This is a genomic window from Streptomyces cirratus (assembly GCF_014650775.1).
Lineage (GTDB): Bacteria > Actinomycetota > Actinomycetes > Streptomycetales > Streptomycetaceae > Streptomyces > Streptomyces cirratus.
The window spans coordinates 140325-157423 of the sequence record NZ_BMVP01000010.1 but is presented as its reverse complement, the minus strand read 5'-3'; the positions used below and the strand labels follow the sequence as shown (position 1 = coordinate 157423).

General features: G+C 70.2%; 14 protein-coding genes. 12 read left to right on the top strand and 2 right to left on the bottom strand.

The features are described 5' to 3' along the window. Positions 1-24: 24 nt before the first annotated feature. The 3 genes from IE207_RS23280 to IE207_RS23270 all read left to right on the top strand — a co-directional run bounded on the left by IE207_RS23280 (position 25) and on the right by IE207_RS23270 (position 4747). Positions 25-714, top strand: coding sequence for a GNAT family N-acetyltransferase (locus IE207_RS23280; RefSeq protein WP_229873913.1), 690 nt, complete (start codon positions 25-27; stop codon positions 712-714). Between the two features lie 282 nt (positions 715-996). After that, positions 997-2724: an IucA/IucC family protein gene (locus IE207_RS23275; RefSeq protein ID WP_190186278.1), complete on the top strand. Its 1728-nt coding sequence runs from the start codon at positions 997-999 to the stop codon at positions 2722-2724. 52 nt (positions 2725-2776) lie between these two features. Then, positions 2777-4747, top strand: a complete 1971-nt coding sequence (locus tag IE207_RS23270; RefSeq protein ID WP_190186218.1) for an ATP-dependent DNA helicase — start codon at positions 2777-2779, stop codon at positions 4745-4747. 117 nt (positions 4748-4864) lie between these two features. On the opposite strand, the gene lexA is transcribed toward IE207_RS23270, so the two are convergent. Next, positions 4865-5656: a transcriptional repressor LexA gene (lexA, locus tag IE207_RS23265; RefSeq protein ID WP_190186217.1), complete on the bottom strand. Its 792-nt coding sequence runs from the start codon at positions 5654-5656 to the stop codon at positions 4865-4867. A gap of 470 nt (positions 5657-6126) precedes the next feature. Here lexA and nrdR point away from each other — a divergent pair, with 470 nt between their 5' ends. The 6 genes from nrdR (at position 6127) to IE207_RS23235 (ending at position 13032) form a co-directional block, all read left to right on the top strand. After that, positions 6127-6642 carry a transcriptional regulator NrdR gene (nrdR, locus tag IE207_RS23260; protein ID WP_136212708.1) on the top strand — a complete coding sequence of 172 codons (516 nt, stop codon included), beginning with the start codon at positions 6127-6129 and terminating at the stop codon, positions 6640-6642. 146 nt (positions 6643-6788) lie between these two features. Then, positions 6789-9674 (top strand): vitamin B12-dependent ribonucleotide reductase, encoded by a 2886-nt coding sequence (locus tag IE207_RS23255; protein WP_190186216.1) that lies wholly within the window; start codon positions 6789-6791, stop codon positions 9672-9674. 219 nt (positions 9675-9893) lie between these two features. After that, positions 9894-10736 carry an arylamine N-acetyltransferase family protein gene (locus IE207_RS23250; protein ID WP_190186215.1) on the top strand — a complete coding sequence of 281 codons (843 nt, stop codon included), beginning with the start codon at positions 9894-9896 and terminating at the stop codon, positions 10734-10736. Between the two features lie 32 nt (positions 10737-10768). After that, the gene (locus IE207_RS23245) at positions 10769-11374 is read left to right on the top strand and encodes a YdbC family protein (RefSeq protein ID WP_190186214.1); all 606 of its coding nucleotides are present in this window, start codon (positions 10769-10771) and stop codon (positions 11372-11374) included. A gap of 72 nt (positions 11375-11446) precedes the next feature. Then, positions 11447-12106, top strand: a complete 660-nt coding sequence (locus IE207_RS23240; RefSeq protein ID WP_190186213.1) for a histidine phosphatase family protein — start codon at positions 11447-11449, stop codon at positions 12104-12106. 11 nt (positions 12107-12117) lie between these two features. Further along, positions 12118-13032, top strand: a complete 915-nt coding sequence (locus tag IE207_RS23235) for an ADP-ribosylglycohydrolase family protein (RefSeq protein WP_190186212.1) — start codon at positions 12118-12120, stop codon at positions 13030-13032. 113 nt (positions 13033-13145) lie between these two features. On the opposite strand, the gene IE207_RS23230 is transcribed toward IE207_RS23235, so the two are convergent. Further along, positions 13146-14699, bottom strand: coding sequence for an MFS transporter (locus tag IE207_RS23230; RefSeq protein WP_190186211.1), 1554 nt, complete (start codon positions 14697-14699; stop codon positions 13146-13148). Between the two features lie 140 nt (positions 14700-14839). Here IE207_RS23230 and IE207_RS23225 point away from each other — a divergent pair, with 140 nt between their 5' ends. From IE207_RS23225 to IE207_RS23215, 3 genes are all read left to right on the top strand, one after another. Beyond that, a complete protein-coding gene (locus IE207_RS23225) occupies positions 14840-15442 on the top strand; it encodes a TetR/AcrR family transcriptional regulator (protein ID WP_190186210.1) in 603 nt (200 codons plus the stop codon). 81 nt (positions 15443-15523) lie between these two features. Beyond that, a complete protein-coding gene (gene rnhB / locus IE207_RS23220; protein ID WP_190186209.1) occupies positions 15524-16234 on the top strand; it encodes a ribonuclease HII in 711 nt (236 codons plus the stop codon). Positions 16235-16293: 59 nt separating this feature from the next. Next, positions 16294-16950 carry a hypothetical protein gene (locus IE207_RS23215; RefSeq protein WP_190186208.1) on the top strand — a complete coding sequence of 219 codons (657 nt, stop codon included), beginning with the start codon at positions 16294-16296 and terminating at the stop codon, positions 16948-16950. The last annotated feature ends 149 nt before the right edge of the window (positions 16951-17099 follow it).

Sequence of the window (17099 nt, the reverse complement as noted above, 5' to 3'; positions counted from 1 at the left end):
CCCCACCGACTCGGAGAAGAGCCGATGCCTTCCACCCGCACCCCCATCGGTCCCACCCGCACGGCCGACGCCACTGCGACGGTCATCGGCGCAGCCTCCCAACCCCGGCTCAATGCCCAGCGGTTGCCGTTGCTCGCCGAGGCGGACCTCCTCGACTCACCGGCCGCGTGGAGCGCCGTCGCCACCCCGGTCGGGGCGTTCCGCCTGGAACCCGTACGACCGCGTCGAGACTTGGAACTCCTCACCCGCTGGATGAACGATCCCGAGGTGGCCGCTTTCTGGGAACTCGCCGGCCCCGCCACCGTCACGGCCGCCCACCTGAGGGCACAGCTCGACAGCGACGGCCGCAGCATCCCCTGCCTGGGTCTGCTCGACGGCACGCCGATGAGCTACTGGGAGCTCTACCGGGCCGACCTCGACCCGCTCGCCCGCCACTACCCGGCGCGCCCCCACGACACGGGTATCCACCTGCTGATCGGGGACGGCACGAACCGCGGCCGCGGTCTGGGCACCACACTGCTCCGCGCGGTCGCAGACCTGGTGTTCGACAACCGGCCACGCTGTGCTCGCGTGATCGCCGAACCGGACATCCGTAACACCCCCTCCGTATCAGCCTTCCTGAATTCCGGTTTCCGCTGTTCCGCGGAAATCGACCTCCCCGAGAAGCGTGCCGCGCTGATGATCCGTGAACGGGCGCTGCGCAATCTCCTCTGATTGCCGCCCCGCAGTTCTCGCACCGCCATCGCTCGACGCTTCCGCAATCAACGCTTCTGCAATCAACGCTTCTGCAATCAACGCTTCTGCAATTGAAAACTCCGCGCCGTGGACCGAAGTTCCCGATACCCGAGGAGTCCCGTGTCGAATTTCTCCGCCGCCTCAGGCTCCACAGATCCCCACTTCCCGGACGGGGTGGTGCCGTCGCCCCAGCACCCCAGCACGCCGCCTGAGATCAACGGCGTGACCTGGGAGTCAGCCACCCGCCGACTGCTCGCCAAGATGCTCGGTGAATTCGCCTACGAGGAGATCATCAGCCCCGTCCCGGCCCCCGCGGCAGCCGGCGACGCCTGGAGCCTCGCCCTGGACGACGGCAGCAGCCTCGGCTTCCGCGCCCGCCGCCGCTCCTACGGCAGCTGGGACGTCAACGCCGCCACCATCACCCTCACCCCGCCACCCCCTTCCACGCAGCCCCCGACCACCTTCGGGGACCCGTTCGAGTTCCTGGTCCGCGCCCGTACCCTCCTCGGCGTCGACGGCGGGACCCTCGGGCACCTCGTCCGCGAACTCAGCGCCACCCTGTCCGCCGATGCCCGCCTCGACCACCACGCCCTCACCGCCGACGTCCTCGCCGACCTCGACTACGCCGCGCTCGAAGGCCACCAGACCGGCCACCCCTGGCTCGTGATGAACAAGGGCCGCGTCGGGATGTCCGCGGCCGACACCGCCGCCTGGGCCCCCGAATCCCGCGCCCGCCAACGGCTGCCCTGGCTCGCCGCCCACACCTCCCTGGCCGAGTACCGCGGAACCGCCGGAATGGAAGACCCCGCGCGCCTTTACTCCGCCGAGCTCGACGCCGTCACCCGAGCCGCCTTCGACCGGACCCTGCGCGACCGCGGCCTCGACCCCCGCGGCTACCTCTACCTCCCCGTGCACCCCTGGCAGTGGGACGAGATAGTGCTCCCGCTCTTCGCACCCGACCTCGCGTCGGGCGCGCTGGTGCCCCTGCCCGCGGATCCCGACGTACGTCTGCCGCAGCAGTCGATCCGCACCTTCCTCAACCTGACCCGGCCCGAACGGCACAGCGTCAAGCTGCCGCTCTCCGTCCTCAACACCATGGTGTGGCGCGGGCTGCCCTGCGACCTGACCCTCGCCGCCCCCGCCGTCACCGCCTGGATCCACTCACTCCGCGACGGGGACCCGTTCCTGCGCGACGAGTGCCGGGTCGTCCTCCTCGGCGAGGTGGCCTCCGTGACCGTCCGGCATCCCGTCTACGACCGGCTGCCCGAGGTCCCGTACCAGTACAAGGAACTGCTCGGCGCGATCTGGCGCGAGCCGCTGACCGGCCGGCTCGCCCCTGGCGAGCGGGCCCGCACCCTGGCCTCCCTGCTGCACACAGACCCGCGCGGGCGCTCCTTCACCGCCGAGCTCGTCGCCCGTTCCGGGCTGACCCCCGTCGTGTGGCTCGAACGGCTCTTCGCCGCCCTGCTGCCCCCGCTGCTCCACTTCCTCTACCGGTACGGCACCGTCTTCTCCCCGCACGGCGAGAACACCATCGTGATCTTCGACGAGGAGGACGTACCCGTCCGGCTCGCGGTCAAGGACTTCGTGGACGACGTCAACATCAGCCGGGAGCCGCTTCCGGAGCACGAGGCGATGCCCGACGAGGTCCGCGCCGCCCTGCTGACCGAGCCGCCCGCCTACCTCACGCAGTTCATCCACTCCGGACTGTTCGTCGGCGTCTTCCGCTACCTGTCCGCGATCTGCGAAGACCGGATGGGGGTTCCCGAGGACGAGTTCTGGTCCCTCGCCCGGGCGCAGATCCTCCGCCACCAGGCCCGCTTCCCCGAGCTCAAGGACCGCTACGAGCTCTTCGACCTGCTCACGGAGCGGATCGACCGACTGTGCCTCAACCGGAACCGGCTCCACGAGGACGGCTACCGCGACCGCCCGGACCGTCCGCACGCGGTCACCCACGGCACCGTTGCGAACCCCCTCCACGGCCCGTGATCCATCAACGATGCGGTTCCTGTCGGTGCGGCCCCGTAGGGTTGGCAGTGCTATGACGAAGCCCTCCCTCCCCGACCTGCTGCACGCCGCCGTCTCCGCCGTCGGCGGCACGGAGCGGCCCGGCCAGGTGGCCATGGCCGAAGCCGTCGCCGAAGCGATCGACGAGAACTCCCACCGGTTGATCCAGGCCGGCACCGGCACCGGTAAGTCCCTCGGCTACCTGGTGCCGGCCCTCGCGCACGGCGAACGTGTCGTCGTCGCCACCGCGACGCTGGCCCTCCAGCGGCAGCTCGTCGAACGCGACCTGCCCCGGACGGTGGAGGCGCTGCATCCGCAGCTCCGCCGCCGCCCACAGTTCGCCATGCTCAAGGGGCGATCCAACTACCTGTGCCTGCACCGCCTTCACGAGGGCGCGCCACAGGACGAGGAGGAAGGCCTCTTCGACCAGTTCGAAGCGGCCGCGCCCACCAGCAAGCTGGGTCAGGACCTGCTGCGCCTGCGGGACTGGGCGGACGAGACCGAGACCGGAGACCGGGACGACCTCACGCCCGGTGTCTCCGACAAGGCCTGGGGACAGATCTCGGTCTCCTCCCGCGAATGCCTGGGCGCGACGAAGTGCGCGTACGGAGCGGAGTGCTTCGCCGAGGCCGCCCGCGAGCGGGCCAAGCTCGCGGACGTCGTCGTCACGAACCACGCCCTGCTGGCGATCGACGCCATCGAGGGCGCCCCCGTGCTGCCCCAGCACGAGGTGCTGATCGTGGACGAGGCGCACGAGCTGGTCTCCCGCGTCACCGGGGTCGCCACCGGCGAGCTCACCCCGGGCCAGGTCAACCGGGCCGTCAAGCGCGCCGCCAAGCTCGTCGACGAGAAGACCGCCGACTCCCTCCAGACGGCGTCGGAGTCCTTCGAACGCGTCATGGAGCTGGCCCTGCCCGGCCGGCTGGAGGAGGTCCCCGAAGACCTCGGGTACGCGCTGATGTCCCTGCGTGACGCCGCGCGCAACGTGATCTCCGCGATCGGGTCCACCCGTGACAAGTCCGTCCAGGACGAGGACGCCGTCCGCAAGCAGGCCCTGGCCGCGGTGGAAAGCGTCCACGCGGTGGCGGAGCGGATCGTGCTCGGCTCGGAGTACGACGTCGTCTGGTACGAACGCCACGACCGGTTCGGCGCCACCCTGCGGGTCGCCCCCCTCTCGGTGTCCGGCCTGCTGCGCGAGAAGCTGTTCGAAGACCGCTCGGTGGTGCTCACCTCCGCCACGCTCAAGCTCGGCGGCGACTTCAACGGCGTCGCGGGCTCGCTCGGCCTGTCACCGGAAGGCGTGGCCGGCGACGACGTGCCCGTCTGGAAGGGGCTTGATGTCGGCTCGCCCTTCGACTACCCCAAGCAGGGCATCCTCTACGTCGCCAAGCACCTGGCCACACCCGGCCGCGAGGGAACACGCGGCGACATGATGGACGAGCTCGCGGAGCTGATCGAGGCGGCCGGCGGCCGGACCCTCGGGCTGTTCTCCTCCATGCGCGGCGCCAAGGCGGCTGCCGAGGAACTGCGCGGGCGGCTGGCGAACCCGATCCTCCTCCAAGGGGAGGAGACGCTCGGCGAGCTGATCAAGGCGTTCGCGGCGGACCCGAAGACGTGTCTGTTCGGCACGCTGTCGCTGTGGCAGGGGGTCGACGTGCCTGGGCCCAGCTGCCAGCTGGTGATCATGGACCGGATCCCGTTCCCCCGTCCCGACGACCCGCTGATGAGCGCCCGGCAGAAGTCGGTGGAGGAGCACGGCGGCAACGGCTTCATGGCGGTCGCCGCCACCCACGCCGCCCTGCTGATGGCCCAGGGCGCGGGCCGGCTCGTACGGGCGACCGGGGACCGGGGTGTCGTCGCCGTCCTCGACCCGCGGCTGGCCACGGCTCGCTACGGGACTTTCCTGCGCGCCACGCTGCCTGACTTCTGGTACACCACGGACCGCAACCAGGTCCGCCGCTCGCTCGCCGCGATCGACGCCTCGGCCCAGGCCAACGGCAAATAACGCAGCCTTTGGGCAATAGTGCGGCCGCCGGGCAATATCGCGGCCGGCGGCCGTGACGGCACGAAGCAGCTCCGGGACCGGCGCAGAGGTCCCGGAGCTGGATGGGGGCGACGGGTTTCAGACCCGGCGCAGCACGGCGACGACCTTGCCGAGGATGGTTGCTTCGTCGCCGGGGATCGGCTGGTACGCGGCGTTGTGCGGAAGCAGCCAGACGTGGCCGTCCTCGCGCTTGAACCGCTTGACGGTGGCCTCGCCGTCGAGCATCGCGGCGACGATGTCGCCGTTCTCCGCGACGGGCTGACGGCGGACGGTGACCCAGTCGCCGTCGCAGATCGCCGCCTCGATCATCGAGTCACCGACGACCTTGAGGACGAAGAGCTCGCCGTCACCGACCAGCTGGCGGGGGAGCGGGAAGACGTCTTCCACCGACTCCTCGGCGAGGATCGGGCCACCGGCCGCGATCCGGCCGACGAGGGGAACGTACGAGGCGGCGGGCTTGCCGGTGGTGTCGGTGGGCTGTGAGCTGGGCTGGTCCGAGCCGCGTACCTCGTAGGCACGCGGGCGGTGGGGGTCGCGCCGCAGGAACCCCTTGCGCTCCAGGGCCATCAGCTGATGGGCGACCGACGACGTGCTCGACAGGCCGACCGCCTGGCCGATCTCCCGCATCGACGGCGGGTAGCCCCGGCGCTGCACCGAATCGCGGATGACCTCGATGACCCGGCGCTGCCGGTCCGTGAGTCCGGAGCTGTCGGCGCGAATGCCTGGAGGTCGCCCTGGCAGCGAGCGTGCGGGGCGTACGGGCTCCGCCTCCGGGTTCTGACGTGCGTCGTTCATGGCATGCACCGGCTCAAGTCGGCTCTGGGAGCGGTTCTGGGCAGTGATGGTGGCACTGTCTGCGGTCGTGGTCACGTCGGCCCCTCTCGAAATGTTCTCCCTAGCTGGACAACGGTAGTTGCTTTCGAAAGGTTGCGCCAAACACACGTTCGAGTGAAATATCGCAGATCGTCCACCCGGAGCACATCGAGAGGTGTATGGACCGACAGTCTGACCGAACGCGGGTTCGGCCGTCCCCATGCCGCCTACGGTACCCTTCCGGGTCGGATCGCCGCCGTGCGGGCCCGGGCCCAGTGTGGCACCGCCGGCACCGGGAACCCGGCAACGGACATCACGACACGCGGCGGCCCGTAAATCCACCACAACCCAAGATCTAGTGGTTGGATGAGCGCTGCCACCCAGAAGTTGTGGTCCCGGGTCCGCTCCGGCTCCCGGCATCGCATATGCTTGTGGCTGCTTCACCAGCCCCCGGCAGAGCCTCGTTCCTGCCGTTCAGGGGCCCGGTGAGGTGATCAGTCGTGCCGAAGAGGGAGGGTGAGGGAACCATGCACTGCCCCTTCTGCAGGCACCCCGACAGCCGGGTCGTCGACAGCCGCACCACCGATGACGGCACGTCGATCCGCCGGCGCCGTCAGTGCCCCGACTGCTCCCGTCGTTTCACGACGGTGGAGACGGCCTCGCTGATGGTGATCAAGCGCAGCGGTGTGACCGAACCCTTCAGTCGTTCCAAGGTCATCTCCGGAGTCCGCAAGGCGTGCCAGGGGCGGCCGGTCACCGAGGACGCCCTCGCCAAGCTCGGCCAGCGGGTCGAGGAGGCGCTGCGCGCCACCGGGAGCGCCGAGCTGACCACCCACGACGTGGGTCTGGCCATACTCGGTCCGTTGCAGGAACTCGACCTGGTCGCGTACCTGCGGTTCGCGTCGGTGTACAAAGCGTTCGACACCCTTGAAGACTTCGAGACCGCCATCGCGGAGCTCCGCGACGGACGGCCTCACCCCCATGAGTGCGAGCCGGGCGGGACCCCTGCGGTCGTTCCCGTGCCCGCCTCCGCCGCCGACTGACCGGACGGGCCGCAGTGTGCGGCCCCGGCCCGGTCGGCCAGGCGAGATCCGAAGATTCGTAATTCGTAGATACAGACACACGGCACCGTGCTGCGGAATATCGCTGGCACTTCAGGGCGTTTTTGCCCGCATATGGGAGGCGGAGCATGACAGAGACGGCGAGCGGCTCGGCACGAGGTTCCCGCGCCAAGGGAACCAAGGCCACCAAGAGCGGCCTGCGGATCGAGCGCATCCACACCACCCCGGGCGTGCACCCGTATGACGAGGTGAGCTGGGAGCGCCGTGACGTCGTCATGACCAACTGGCGCGACGGCTCGGTCAATTTCGAGCAGCGTGGCGTCGAGTTCCCCGACTTCTGGTCGGTGAACGCGGTCAACATCGTCACCAGCAAGTACTTCCGCGGCGCGGTCGGCACCCCGCAGCGCGAGACCGGTTTGAAGCAGCTCATCGACCGGATCGTGAAGACCTACACGAAGGCCGGCGAGGACCACGACTACTTCGCCTCGCCCGCGGACGCCGAGATCTTCGAGCACGAGCTGACGTACGCCCTCCTGCACCAGATCTTCAGCTTCAACTCCCCGGTGTGGTTCAACGTCGGAACGCCCCAGCCGCAGCAGGTCTCCGCCTGCTTCATCCTCGCCGTCGACGACTCCATGGAGTCGATCCTCGACTGGTACAAGGAAGAGGGCATGATCTTCAAGGGCGGCTCCGGCGCCGGCCTGAACCTCTCCCGCATCCGCTCCTCCAAGGAGCTCCTCTCCTCCGGCGGCAACGCCTCCGGCCCGGTCTCCTTCATGCGCGGCGCCGACGCGTCCGCAGGAACGATCAAGTCGGGCGGCGCCACGCGCCGCGCGGCCAAGATGGTCGTCCTGGACGTGGACCACCCGGACGTGGAGGCCTTCATCGAAACCAAGGTGAAGGAAGAGGAGAAGATCCGCGCCCTGCGCGACGCGGGCTTCGACATGGACCTGGGCGGCGACGACATCACGTCCGTCCAGTACCAGAACGCCAACAACTCCGTCCGCGTGAACGACGAGTTCATGACGGCCGTCGAGAACGGCGCCGAGTTCGGCCTGCGTGCCCGCATGACCGGCGAGGTCATCGAGAAGGTCGACGCCAAGGCGCTCTTCCGCAAGCTCGCCGAGGCCGCGTGGGCCTGCGCCGACCCGGGCATCCAGTACGACGGTGTGATCAACAACTGGCACACCTGCCCCGAGTCCGGCCGCATCACCGCGTCCAACCCGTGCAGCGAGTACATGCACCTGGACAACACGTCCTGCAACCTCGCCTCGCTGAACCTGATGAAGTTCCTCAACGACGACGGCAAGGGCAACCAGTCCTTCGACGCGGAGCGCTTCGCCAAGGTCGTCGAGCTGGTCATCACCGCGATGGACATCTCCATCTGCTTCGCGGACTTCCCGACGCAGAAGATCGGCGAGAACACCCGCGCCTTCCGTCAGCTCGGCATCGGCTACGCCAACCTCGGCGCCCTGCTGATGGCGACGGGCCACGCCTACGACTCGGACGGCGGCCGCACCCTCGCCGCCTCGATCACCTCGCTGATGACCGGTACGGCGTACCGGCGCTCCGCCGAGCTGGCCGCGATCGTCGGACCGTACGACGGCTACGCCCGCAACGCCGAGTCGCACAAGCGCGTCATGAAGCAGCACGCCGACGCCAACGCCGTCGCGCCGCGCACCGAGGACCTGGACAACGCGATCTGGGCCGCGGCCACCGAGGCCTGGCAGGACGTCCTGCGCCTCGGCGAGAAGAACGGCTTCCGCAACTCCCAGGCCTCCGTCCTCGCCCCGACCGGCACCATCGGTCTGGCGATGTCCTGCGACACCACCGGTGTCGAGCCGGACCTGGCCCTGGTCAAGTTCAAGAAGCTCGTCGGTGGCGGCTCGATGCAGATCGTCAACGGCACCGTCCCGCAGGCCCTGCGCCGCCTGGGCTACCAGGAGGAGCAGATCGAGGCGATCGTCTCCCACATCGCCGAACACGGTGTGGTCGTCGACGCCCCGGGCCTCAAGACCGAGCACTACTCGATCTTCGACTGCGCGATGGGCGAGCGTTCCATCTCCCCGATGGGCCACGTGCGCATGATGGCCGCGATCCAGCCGTGGATCTCCGGCGCCATCTCCAAGACGGTCAACATGCCGGAGTCGGCGACCGTCGAGGAGATCGAGGAGATCTACTTCGAGGCGTGGAAGATGGGCGTCAAGGCGCTCGCGATCTACCGCGACAACTGCAAGGTTGGCCAGCCCCTCTCCGCGAAGAAGAAGGAAGAGGAGAAGGAGGAGGTCACCGCCAAGGCGGAGGACACCATCCGCGCGGCGGTCGAGAAGGTCATCGAGTACCGCCCGGTCCGCAAGCGCCTGCCGAAGGGCCGCCCGGGGATCACGACCTCGTTCACGGTCGGCGGCGCCGAGGGCTACATGACCGCGAACTCCTACCCGGACGACGGCCTGGGCGAGGTCTTCCTCAAGATGTCCAAGCAGGGTTCCACCCTCGCGGGCATGATGGACGCCTTCTCCATCGCCGTCTCCGTCGGTCTCCAGTACGGCGTGCCGCTGGAGACCTACGTCTCGAAGTTCACGAACATGCGCTTCGAGCCGGCCGGCATGACGGACGACCCGGACGTGCGGATGGCGCAGTCGATCGTCGACTACATCTTCCGCCGCCTGGCGCTGGACTTCCTGCCGTTCGAGACCCGCTCGGCGCTCGGCATCCACACCGCCGAGGAGCGCCAGCGCCACCTCGACACCGGCTCGTACGAGCCGCTGGACGAGGAGGAGCTGGACACGGAGTCGCTGGCCCAGTCGGCGCCGCTCGCGGCGGTCCCCTCGGAGCCGAAGCCGGCCATCGCCGCCCCGGCCCCGAAGACGGCGCACTCCAGCGCCGAACTCGTCGAGATGCAGCTCGGCGTCTCGGCCGACGCCCCGCTCTGCTTCTCCTGCGGCACCAAGATGCAGCGCGCCGGCTCCTGCTACATCTGCGAGGGCTGCGGCTCGACCAGCGGCTGCAGCTGAATGTGAGCCCCTTGGTGGGCGTGAATTAGCTGCTCAGGTGGGGTGTCCGGGATACACGGACACCCCACCGTGCGTTTTGTCGACGCGGCGGTTGTGTCGAGCGTGATCTCGCCCGAACCTCCGCGTGGGGTGGCGGGGGCGGTGCGGCGCGACGATCATGGTGTGGGGGCGTCGCGATCGTCGGGGCTCGCGGATTTCACACGGGGGAGTGGAAGAGCCATGTGGAGCGGTGACGAGCTGGACCTCGACGCGTATCTGGCGCGGATCGGCATCGGGACGGGCGGCGAAGGCCCGGGGCGGGAACTGGAACCCGACCTGGAGACGTTGTACGCAGTGCACCGGGCGCACACCGCCGCCATCCCCTTCGAGAGCCTGGACGTCACGCTGGGCCGCCCCGTCGAGCTGGACGTCAAGTCGCTGCAGGACAAGCTCGTGCACCGTCGCCGCGGCGGCTACTGCTACGAGCAGAACTCGCTGCTGGCCGCAGCCCTCCAGCGGCTCGGATTCGAGGTCGAGGGGCGCGGCGCCCGCAACCGGGCCCGTGGGGACCGCCTGCTGCCGGTGACGCACGCCGTCCTCGTCGTCACCGTCGGGGGTGAACCCTGGCTGTGCGACGCGGGATACGGGTATCCCGGCCCCTTCGAGCCCGTCCCGCTCGGGCGGCCCGGAGCCGAGGTACGGCAGGGCGAGTGGACGTACGCCGTCCACCAGGAGGAGGACGGACTCCTCGTGCTGAGGTGGCTGCGCGAGGGGACCTGGAGCGACCTCTACGCATTCACCCCGCAGCCCTACCACCCCGTCGACTACGTGGTGCTGAACCACTACAGCTCCTCCCACCCGCGCTCCGCCTTCCTCGGCAAGGTCATCGTCCAACTGCCGGGCCGGGATGTCCGGGTGGCGCTCCTGGGGCGTGAGCTGTCCCACTGGCACCCGGACGGGCGGGTGGAGAGGCGGACCGTGAGCGCCGAGGAGCTGATCCCCTTGCTCGCCCGGGAGTTCGGTCTTCGGCTGTCCGAGCGGGACGCGGCTGATCTCGTGCGGATCTTCCGCGCCGAGGACTGACCCGGGCCACGCCGGGCCCGTACGATGGCGCGGTGCTGGTCAAGTGGATTCGCTGCACGGTGACGGACCGACGCGGGTTCGAGCGTGGGCAGCGCAAATGGGCGGGGCTGCCGGGCGAGCCCGGATTCCGGGGGCAGGGCGGCGGATGGAGCCGTGGCCGGCAGGGGGTGGCGCACGTCTTCGCGTTCTGGGAGAGCCGTTCCTTCTACGACTCCTTCATGGCGCGCTCGCACGACCGGCTGGCCGCCTCCCAGAACGGCACCTTCACCGACGCCCGGGTCACGCTCTTCGACTACCGCTTCGATGTGAAGACCGGTTTCGAGCCCCGTTTCTCCGACGCCGACGTGGTCCGGGTCGCCCACACCCGGGTGCGGGAGGGGCGCGTGGAGCACTTCGCCCTGATGCAGGAGAAGGTCTGGAACCCGGCCATGGCCGGGTCGCCCGGCATGATCCGTGGCCTCTTCGGGGAAGCCCCGGGGCGGGAGTTCCTGGTGCTGTCGATGTGGCGGGCGGCTGCCGAACACGGCAAGTACCGGCAGGAGCGGGTCGAGCGGCTCTCGCTGCGCGCGCAGACCGAGGCCGACGTGGAGGCGCTCACCGGTGACGTGGTCGACCTCGAACCCTCCTGGACGGTATGACCGTAAGACGAACGGTGGCCCGACCGGCGTGCCCGTTCGAACCGCGCGCCGGTGGCCGAATAGGGTCGTGGAATGGTACGACCACGGCGCATCGTCCTCGTCCGGCACGGGGAATCCCAGGGCAATGCCGACGACACGGTGTACGAGCGGGAGCCCGACCACGCCCTGCGGCTGACGCCTGTCGGGCGGGAGCAGGCCCGGCACACCGGTGCGCGGCTGCGCGAGCTGTTCGGCGACGAGCGCATCAGCGCCTACGTCTCCCCCTACCGGCGGACCCTGCAGACGTTCCGCGAGCTGCGACTGGACCCGACGCGGGTCCGCATGCGGGAGGAACCGCGGCTGCGCGAGCAGGACTGGGGGAACTGGCAGGACCACGAAGACGTACGCCTGCAGAAAACGTACCGGGACGCGTACGGGCATTTCTTCTACCGCTTCGCGCAGGGCGAGTCCGGCGCCGACGTGTACGACCGGGTCGGGTCCTTCCTGGAGAGCCTGTACCGCAGTTTCGAGGCTCCGGACCACCCCGAGAACGTGCTGCTCGTGACGCACGGACTGACGATGCGGCTGTTCTGCATGCGCTGGTTCCACTGGTCGGTGGCCGAGTTCGAGGCCCTGTCCAATCCGGGGAACGGTGAATTCAGGTCACTCGTACTGGGTCCGGACGGCCGGTACCGCCTGGACCGCCCGTTTGAGCGGTGGACCACACCGGAGCCTTACGACCTCGACGACTAGAGTGACGCGGGATGACCGCTGACTCCACTCCCCAGAGGCGCTACGCACGCGCCATGTCCAGCCTTCGCGGGCTGGCCCTGGGGGACGCCCTGGGCTCCCAGTACTTCGTCCCCGTGAACTATCCGCTGCTCAAGCGGCGCGAGCTGCCCGCGGGCAGCGAGACCTGGCAGTGGACCGACGACACCGAGATGGCCTGCTCGGTGATGGCCGTCCTGGCCGAACACGGTCGCATCGACCAGGACGCGCTGGCCGCCTCGTTCGCCCACCACCACGACTTCGACCGCGGCTACGGGCCCGCCGTCAACCGGATGCTGCGGCTGATCCGCGAGGGTGAGGACTGGCGCACCCTGGCGGCCGCGCTCTTCAATGGACAGGGCTCCTGGGGCAACGGCGCCGCCATGCGCATCGCACCGCTCGGCGCCTGGTACGCGGACGACCCGGAGCAGGCCACGCACCAGGCGGAGATCTCCGCGTACACCACCCACCAGCACCGCGAGGCGGTGTGCGGGGCGATGGCCGTCGCCGCCGCGGCCGCGCTCGCGGCGGATGCTGCGGGGCCGCCGAAGGCCGCCGACCTGCTGGACGGGGTCATCGCGCTGGTGCCGCGCAGCGCGGTGGGCGCGGGACTGCGTCGGGCGCGGGACATGCTGGACTACGGCGACGCCACCACGGTCGCGGCGGTCTTGGGCTGCGGCCGTCGCACCAGCGCCCACGACACGGTGCCGTTCGCCCTGTGGTCGGCGGCGCGCTCGCTGGAGGACTACGAGCGGGCGTTCTGGACCACCGCGCAGGTGGGCGGGGACGTGGACACGACCTGTGCCATCGTCGGCGGGGTGCTGGGCGCCCGAGGTGACGCGGTGCTGCCGCAGGCATGGCTGGCGCGGACCGAGGCCCTTCCGGCGTGGCTGCCGCAGGCTCCGCGCTGAGGGCCGGGGCGACTCGCGAGGACCGCGGCGTCGCAGCGGCGGCGGACGCGTGATGCGGCCCGGGCGAGCCGGCTGTTTCCGGCTCGCCCGGGTCCGCGTACGGTCTTGCCCGCTCAGGCCGCCGGACCGGCCTCGGCGGCGGCTCCGTTGAGGGCCTCCAAGTCGCTCTTGCGTACCCGGATCACCAGCAGAGCGGTGGCCAGGGCGAGTCCGGCCATCACGACGGCGGCCAGGAACGCGGTGGAGATGCCCTGGGTGAGGACGAGGTCGCCCCACGGGTCGGGCAGCCGGCCGGTCTCCTTGAAGGCGGCCAGCTGACCGGGGTCCGCTTTCGCCATGAAGGCCGGGAACTGCTTGGCGGCCTCCTCACGGCTGGCGGTGCCGAAGACCGTGACCAGGATGGACAGGCCGAGCGAGCCGCCGACCTGCTGGCTGGCGTTGAGCAGCCCCGAGGCGGCGCCCGCTTCGCGCGGGGCCACGCCGGAGACGGCGGTGAGGGTGAGGGTCACGAAGTTCAGGCCCATGCCGAAGCCGAACAGCACCATCGGCCCGAGCACCCCGGACACGTAGGAGCTGTCCGTCTCGATGAAGCTCAGCCAGGCCAGGCCCGAACCGGTGAGCGCGGACCCGGCGACCATGAACGGTTTGGGGCCGAAGCGGGGCAGGAACCGCTGCGAGAGCCCGGCGGCGGTGACGATGGCGACAGTCACCGGCAGGAAGCCGAGACCGGACTGGATCGGTGAGAAACCGAGCACGTTCTGCACGAACTGGACGATGAAGAAGAACATGCCGAACATCGCCGCGGCGAGTCCGAGCATGATCATGTAGGTGCCGGCGCGGTTGCGGTCCGCGAACATCCGCAGCGGGATGATGGGTTCGCGCGCCCGGGACTCGATGACGACGAACAGCGCCAACAGCACCAGCGCGGTGGCGAAGGATCCGATGGTGAGGGAGTCGCGCCACCCGTCCTCGGACGCGCGGATGAATCCGTAGACCAGCGAGGCCATGCCGCCGGTGGAGGTGAGCGCTCCGGCGATGTCGAAACGGCCCGGGTGGCGTTCGGACTCGCTGATGAACATCGGCGTGAGGACGGCGATCAGGACGCCGATCGGCACGTTGACGAAGAGGACCCAGCGCCAGTCGAGCCATTCCGTCAGCATGCCGCCGGCCAGCAGTCCGATCGCGCCGCCACCGGCCGAGACGGCGGCGAACACCCCGAACGCCCGGTTGCGTTCGGGACCTTCCGCGAACGTCGTGGTGATCAGCGCCAGCGAGGTCGGTGAGGCGATGGCGCCGCCGACTCCCTGGAGCGCGCGGGCGGCCAGGAGCTGCCAGGGCTCCTGGGCGAATCCGCCGAGGAGGGAGGCGAGGGTGAAAAGCAGGATTCCGGTCATGAAGACCCGGCGTCGGCCGAGGATGTCGCCGGCCCGGCCGCCGAGCAGCAGCAGGCCGCCGAAGGTGAGGGTGTAGGCGCTGAGCACCCAGGACAGGTCGGTGGTGGAGAAGGCGAGCGCCGTCTGGATGTGCGGGAGCGCGATGTTCACGATCGTCGCGTCGAGCACGACCATGAGCTGGCACGCGGCGATCACCGCGAGCGCCACACCGGGACGGCCCGGGTGGCGGGCGGCTCCCGATATCCGAGGTTTGTCGAGTTGAACGCTTGTCACTGAGGATCCCCCCGAAGTGAAATAGTGAACGCATCCGTTCACTCGCGCACCACGGTAGGAGCTACATTTAGTGAACGCAAGCGTTCACTAAGGCTGAAAATACGTGCGATGGGCACGCGGGCCGGTCGGAGGTATGGAGCATGACGGGTTCCCCCTGGTCGCAGGAGCCTGCGGGCCGCAGGAGGGGCCCGGAGCTCGAACGCGCCATCCTGGACGCGGCCCTGGAGCAACTCAGCACCGTTGGCTGGAACGCGCTCACGATGGAGGGCGTCGCCGCAGCCGCCCGGACGGGCAAGGCGGCGCTCTACCGGCGCTGGCCGTCGAAGGCCGCCCTCGTGGCCGAGGTGCTGGGGGCCGGACTGCCGCCGCTGGACCGGATCCCGGACACCGGGTCGATCCGGGACGACCTCTACGGGTTGTGCGCGCGGATGTGCGACGTGATGCGCTCGCCCACCGGTGTGGCCCTGCGCGCGGTTCTTCACGAATGCGACTCCGACCATGCGGACCGGTTCCGCGGCGTGATCTGGAACGGGCTGCACCAACCCGCTCAGGCGGTGATTCAGGCCCTTGTGCAGCGCGGGATCGACCGCGGGGAAGTCCGGCCGGACGCCAACATTCCGTTCATTGTCGACGTCATTCCCGCAATGCTGATGTACCGCGCAAAGATGTACGGAAGCGAATGGGACGACGGGGACATCGCCCAGCTGATCGACCAGGTGATGGTGCCGATGCTCCGGGTGTGACCCCGCGGCGAACCCCGCCCGTGTCCCCGGCCCGGGGCGGGGTGTGCAGGCGGCTCGGGGCGGCGTAACCTTGCTGGCGCCATGCCGTACGAAGCACCCACCCACACCGTCGAGCGCTCCCTCCGTGCAACCACCGGCGCCAAGGTCATCGCCGGGGTCGACGAGGTCGGACGAGGGGCCTGGGCCGGTCCGGTCACCGTGTGCGCGGCGATCACCGGTCTGCGCCGGCCGCCCGCAGGACTCACCGACTCCAAACTGCTCACCCCCAAGCGCCGGGACGCGATGCTCGACATCCTCGAGGGCTGGGTCACCGCCCACGGCCTCGGGCACGCCTCGCCGGAGGAGATCGACGAGCTGGGCATGACCGCCGCGCTGCGGCTCGCGGCGGTGCGCGCCCTGGAGGCCCTTCCGGTGCGGCCCGACGCGGTGATCCTCGACGGCAAGCACGACTACCTCGGACCGCCCTGGCGGGTCCGTACGGTGATCAAGGGAGACCAGTCCTGTATCGCGGTCGCCGCTGCCTCGGTGATCGCCAAGGTCCGGCGCGACCGGATGATGGCCGAACTCGGCGAACAGGCCGGCACGGTCAAAGACTTCGCCTTCGCGGCGAACGCCGGCTACCCCTCGCCCGTGCACCGGGCGGCCCTGGAGGAGCTGGGCCCCACCCCGTACCACCGGCTCTCGTGGTCGTACCTCGACGCCCTGCCCCAGTGGCGGCACCTCAAGAAGGTGCGCCGCAGCGAGGAATCGACGGAGCTGGAAAACGGAGGCCAACTCGGCTTCGATTTCTGATCGCGTCCACGTGCCATCCGCCGGTACGTTTCGTACCGGTGTTTGATAGATGTCAACTCATGCCTCTCACCCCCGAGGAGCCTCAGATTCACGAGAGTGCCCAGGGTCCCCGCGTTACGCCGGCCGCGAGCCGCACCGCGCAGACCCCCCGCCCCGTACCTGGTCCGCGTCCCGCAGCCGTACCCCGGCCCGGGCGCCCCGGGCCCTCCCCCGCAGCGGCCGGCCGCGCGGGAGGCGCCCCCAGGCCCGCCCCGCCCGTGCAGCGTGCGGCGCAGGCCACCATCCCCGGACCCGCAGCCCCCACCACACCCTCCGTCTCGGCGGCGGTACCCCAGGTCCAGCTGATCCCGGCTTCGGTCGAGGGCGCGCTGGACGCGGCCGAGGAGGCCGTCGACCTGCTGCTCGACACCGGGCGCGCGCCCGGCGACATCCTGGTGCTGACCACCGGCGACCCGCACCCGTGGGCCGCGCACGAACTGTCCTTCGGTGAGACCGCGTACTGGGCGCAGCACGATGCCCGGGACGACGTGTTCTATGCGGACGCGGCGCAGGCCGAGCGCGCCGCGGGCCGTCCCGTCGTGGTCTTCGCGGCCAACGGTGGTCCGGTCGACGCGGTGGCCGGCGCGCTGCCGGTCGCGCTCGCCCGGGCCGGTGCACTGCTGATCGTGTGCGGCGACGCGCAGCAGATCAACTCCGTGCTCGGCGCGGGGGTCTGACGGCCCGTACTCCGGTACGAGCGGGGAGAGCGGGGCGGGCCGGGAGCCGGCCCCGCTGCAGCCCCGCCTCCTGACCGCGCCGCTCGCCCCGGCTCAGCGGAGCGGTTCGGTCCACGGCGGTGTCCAGCCACGGCGGTGTCGCGCTACGG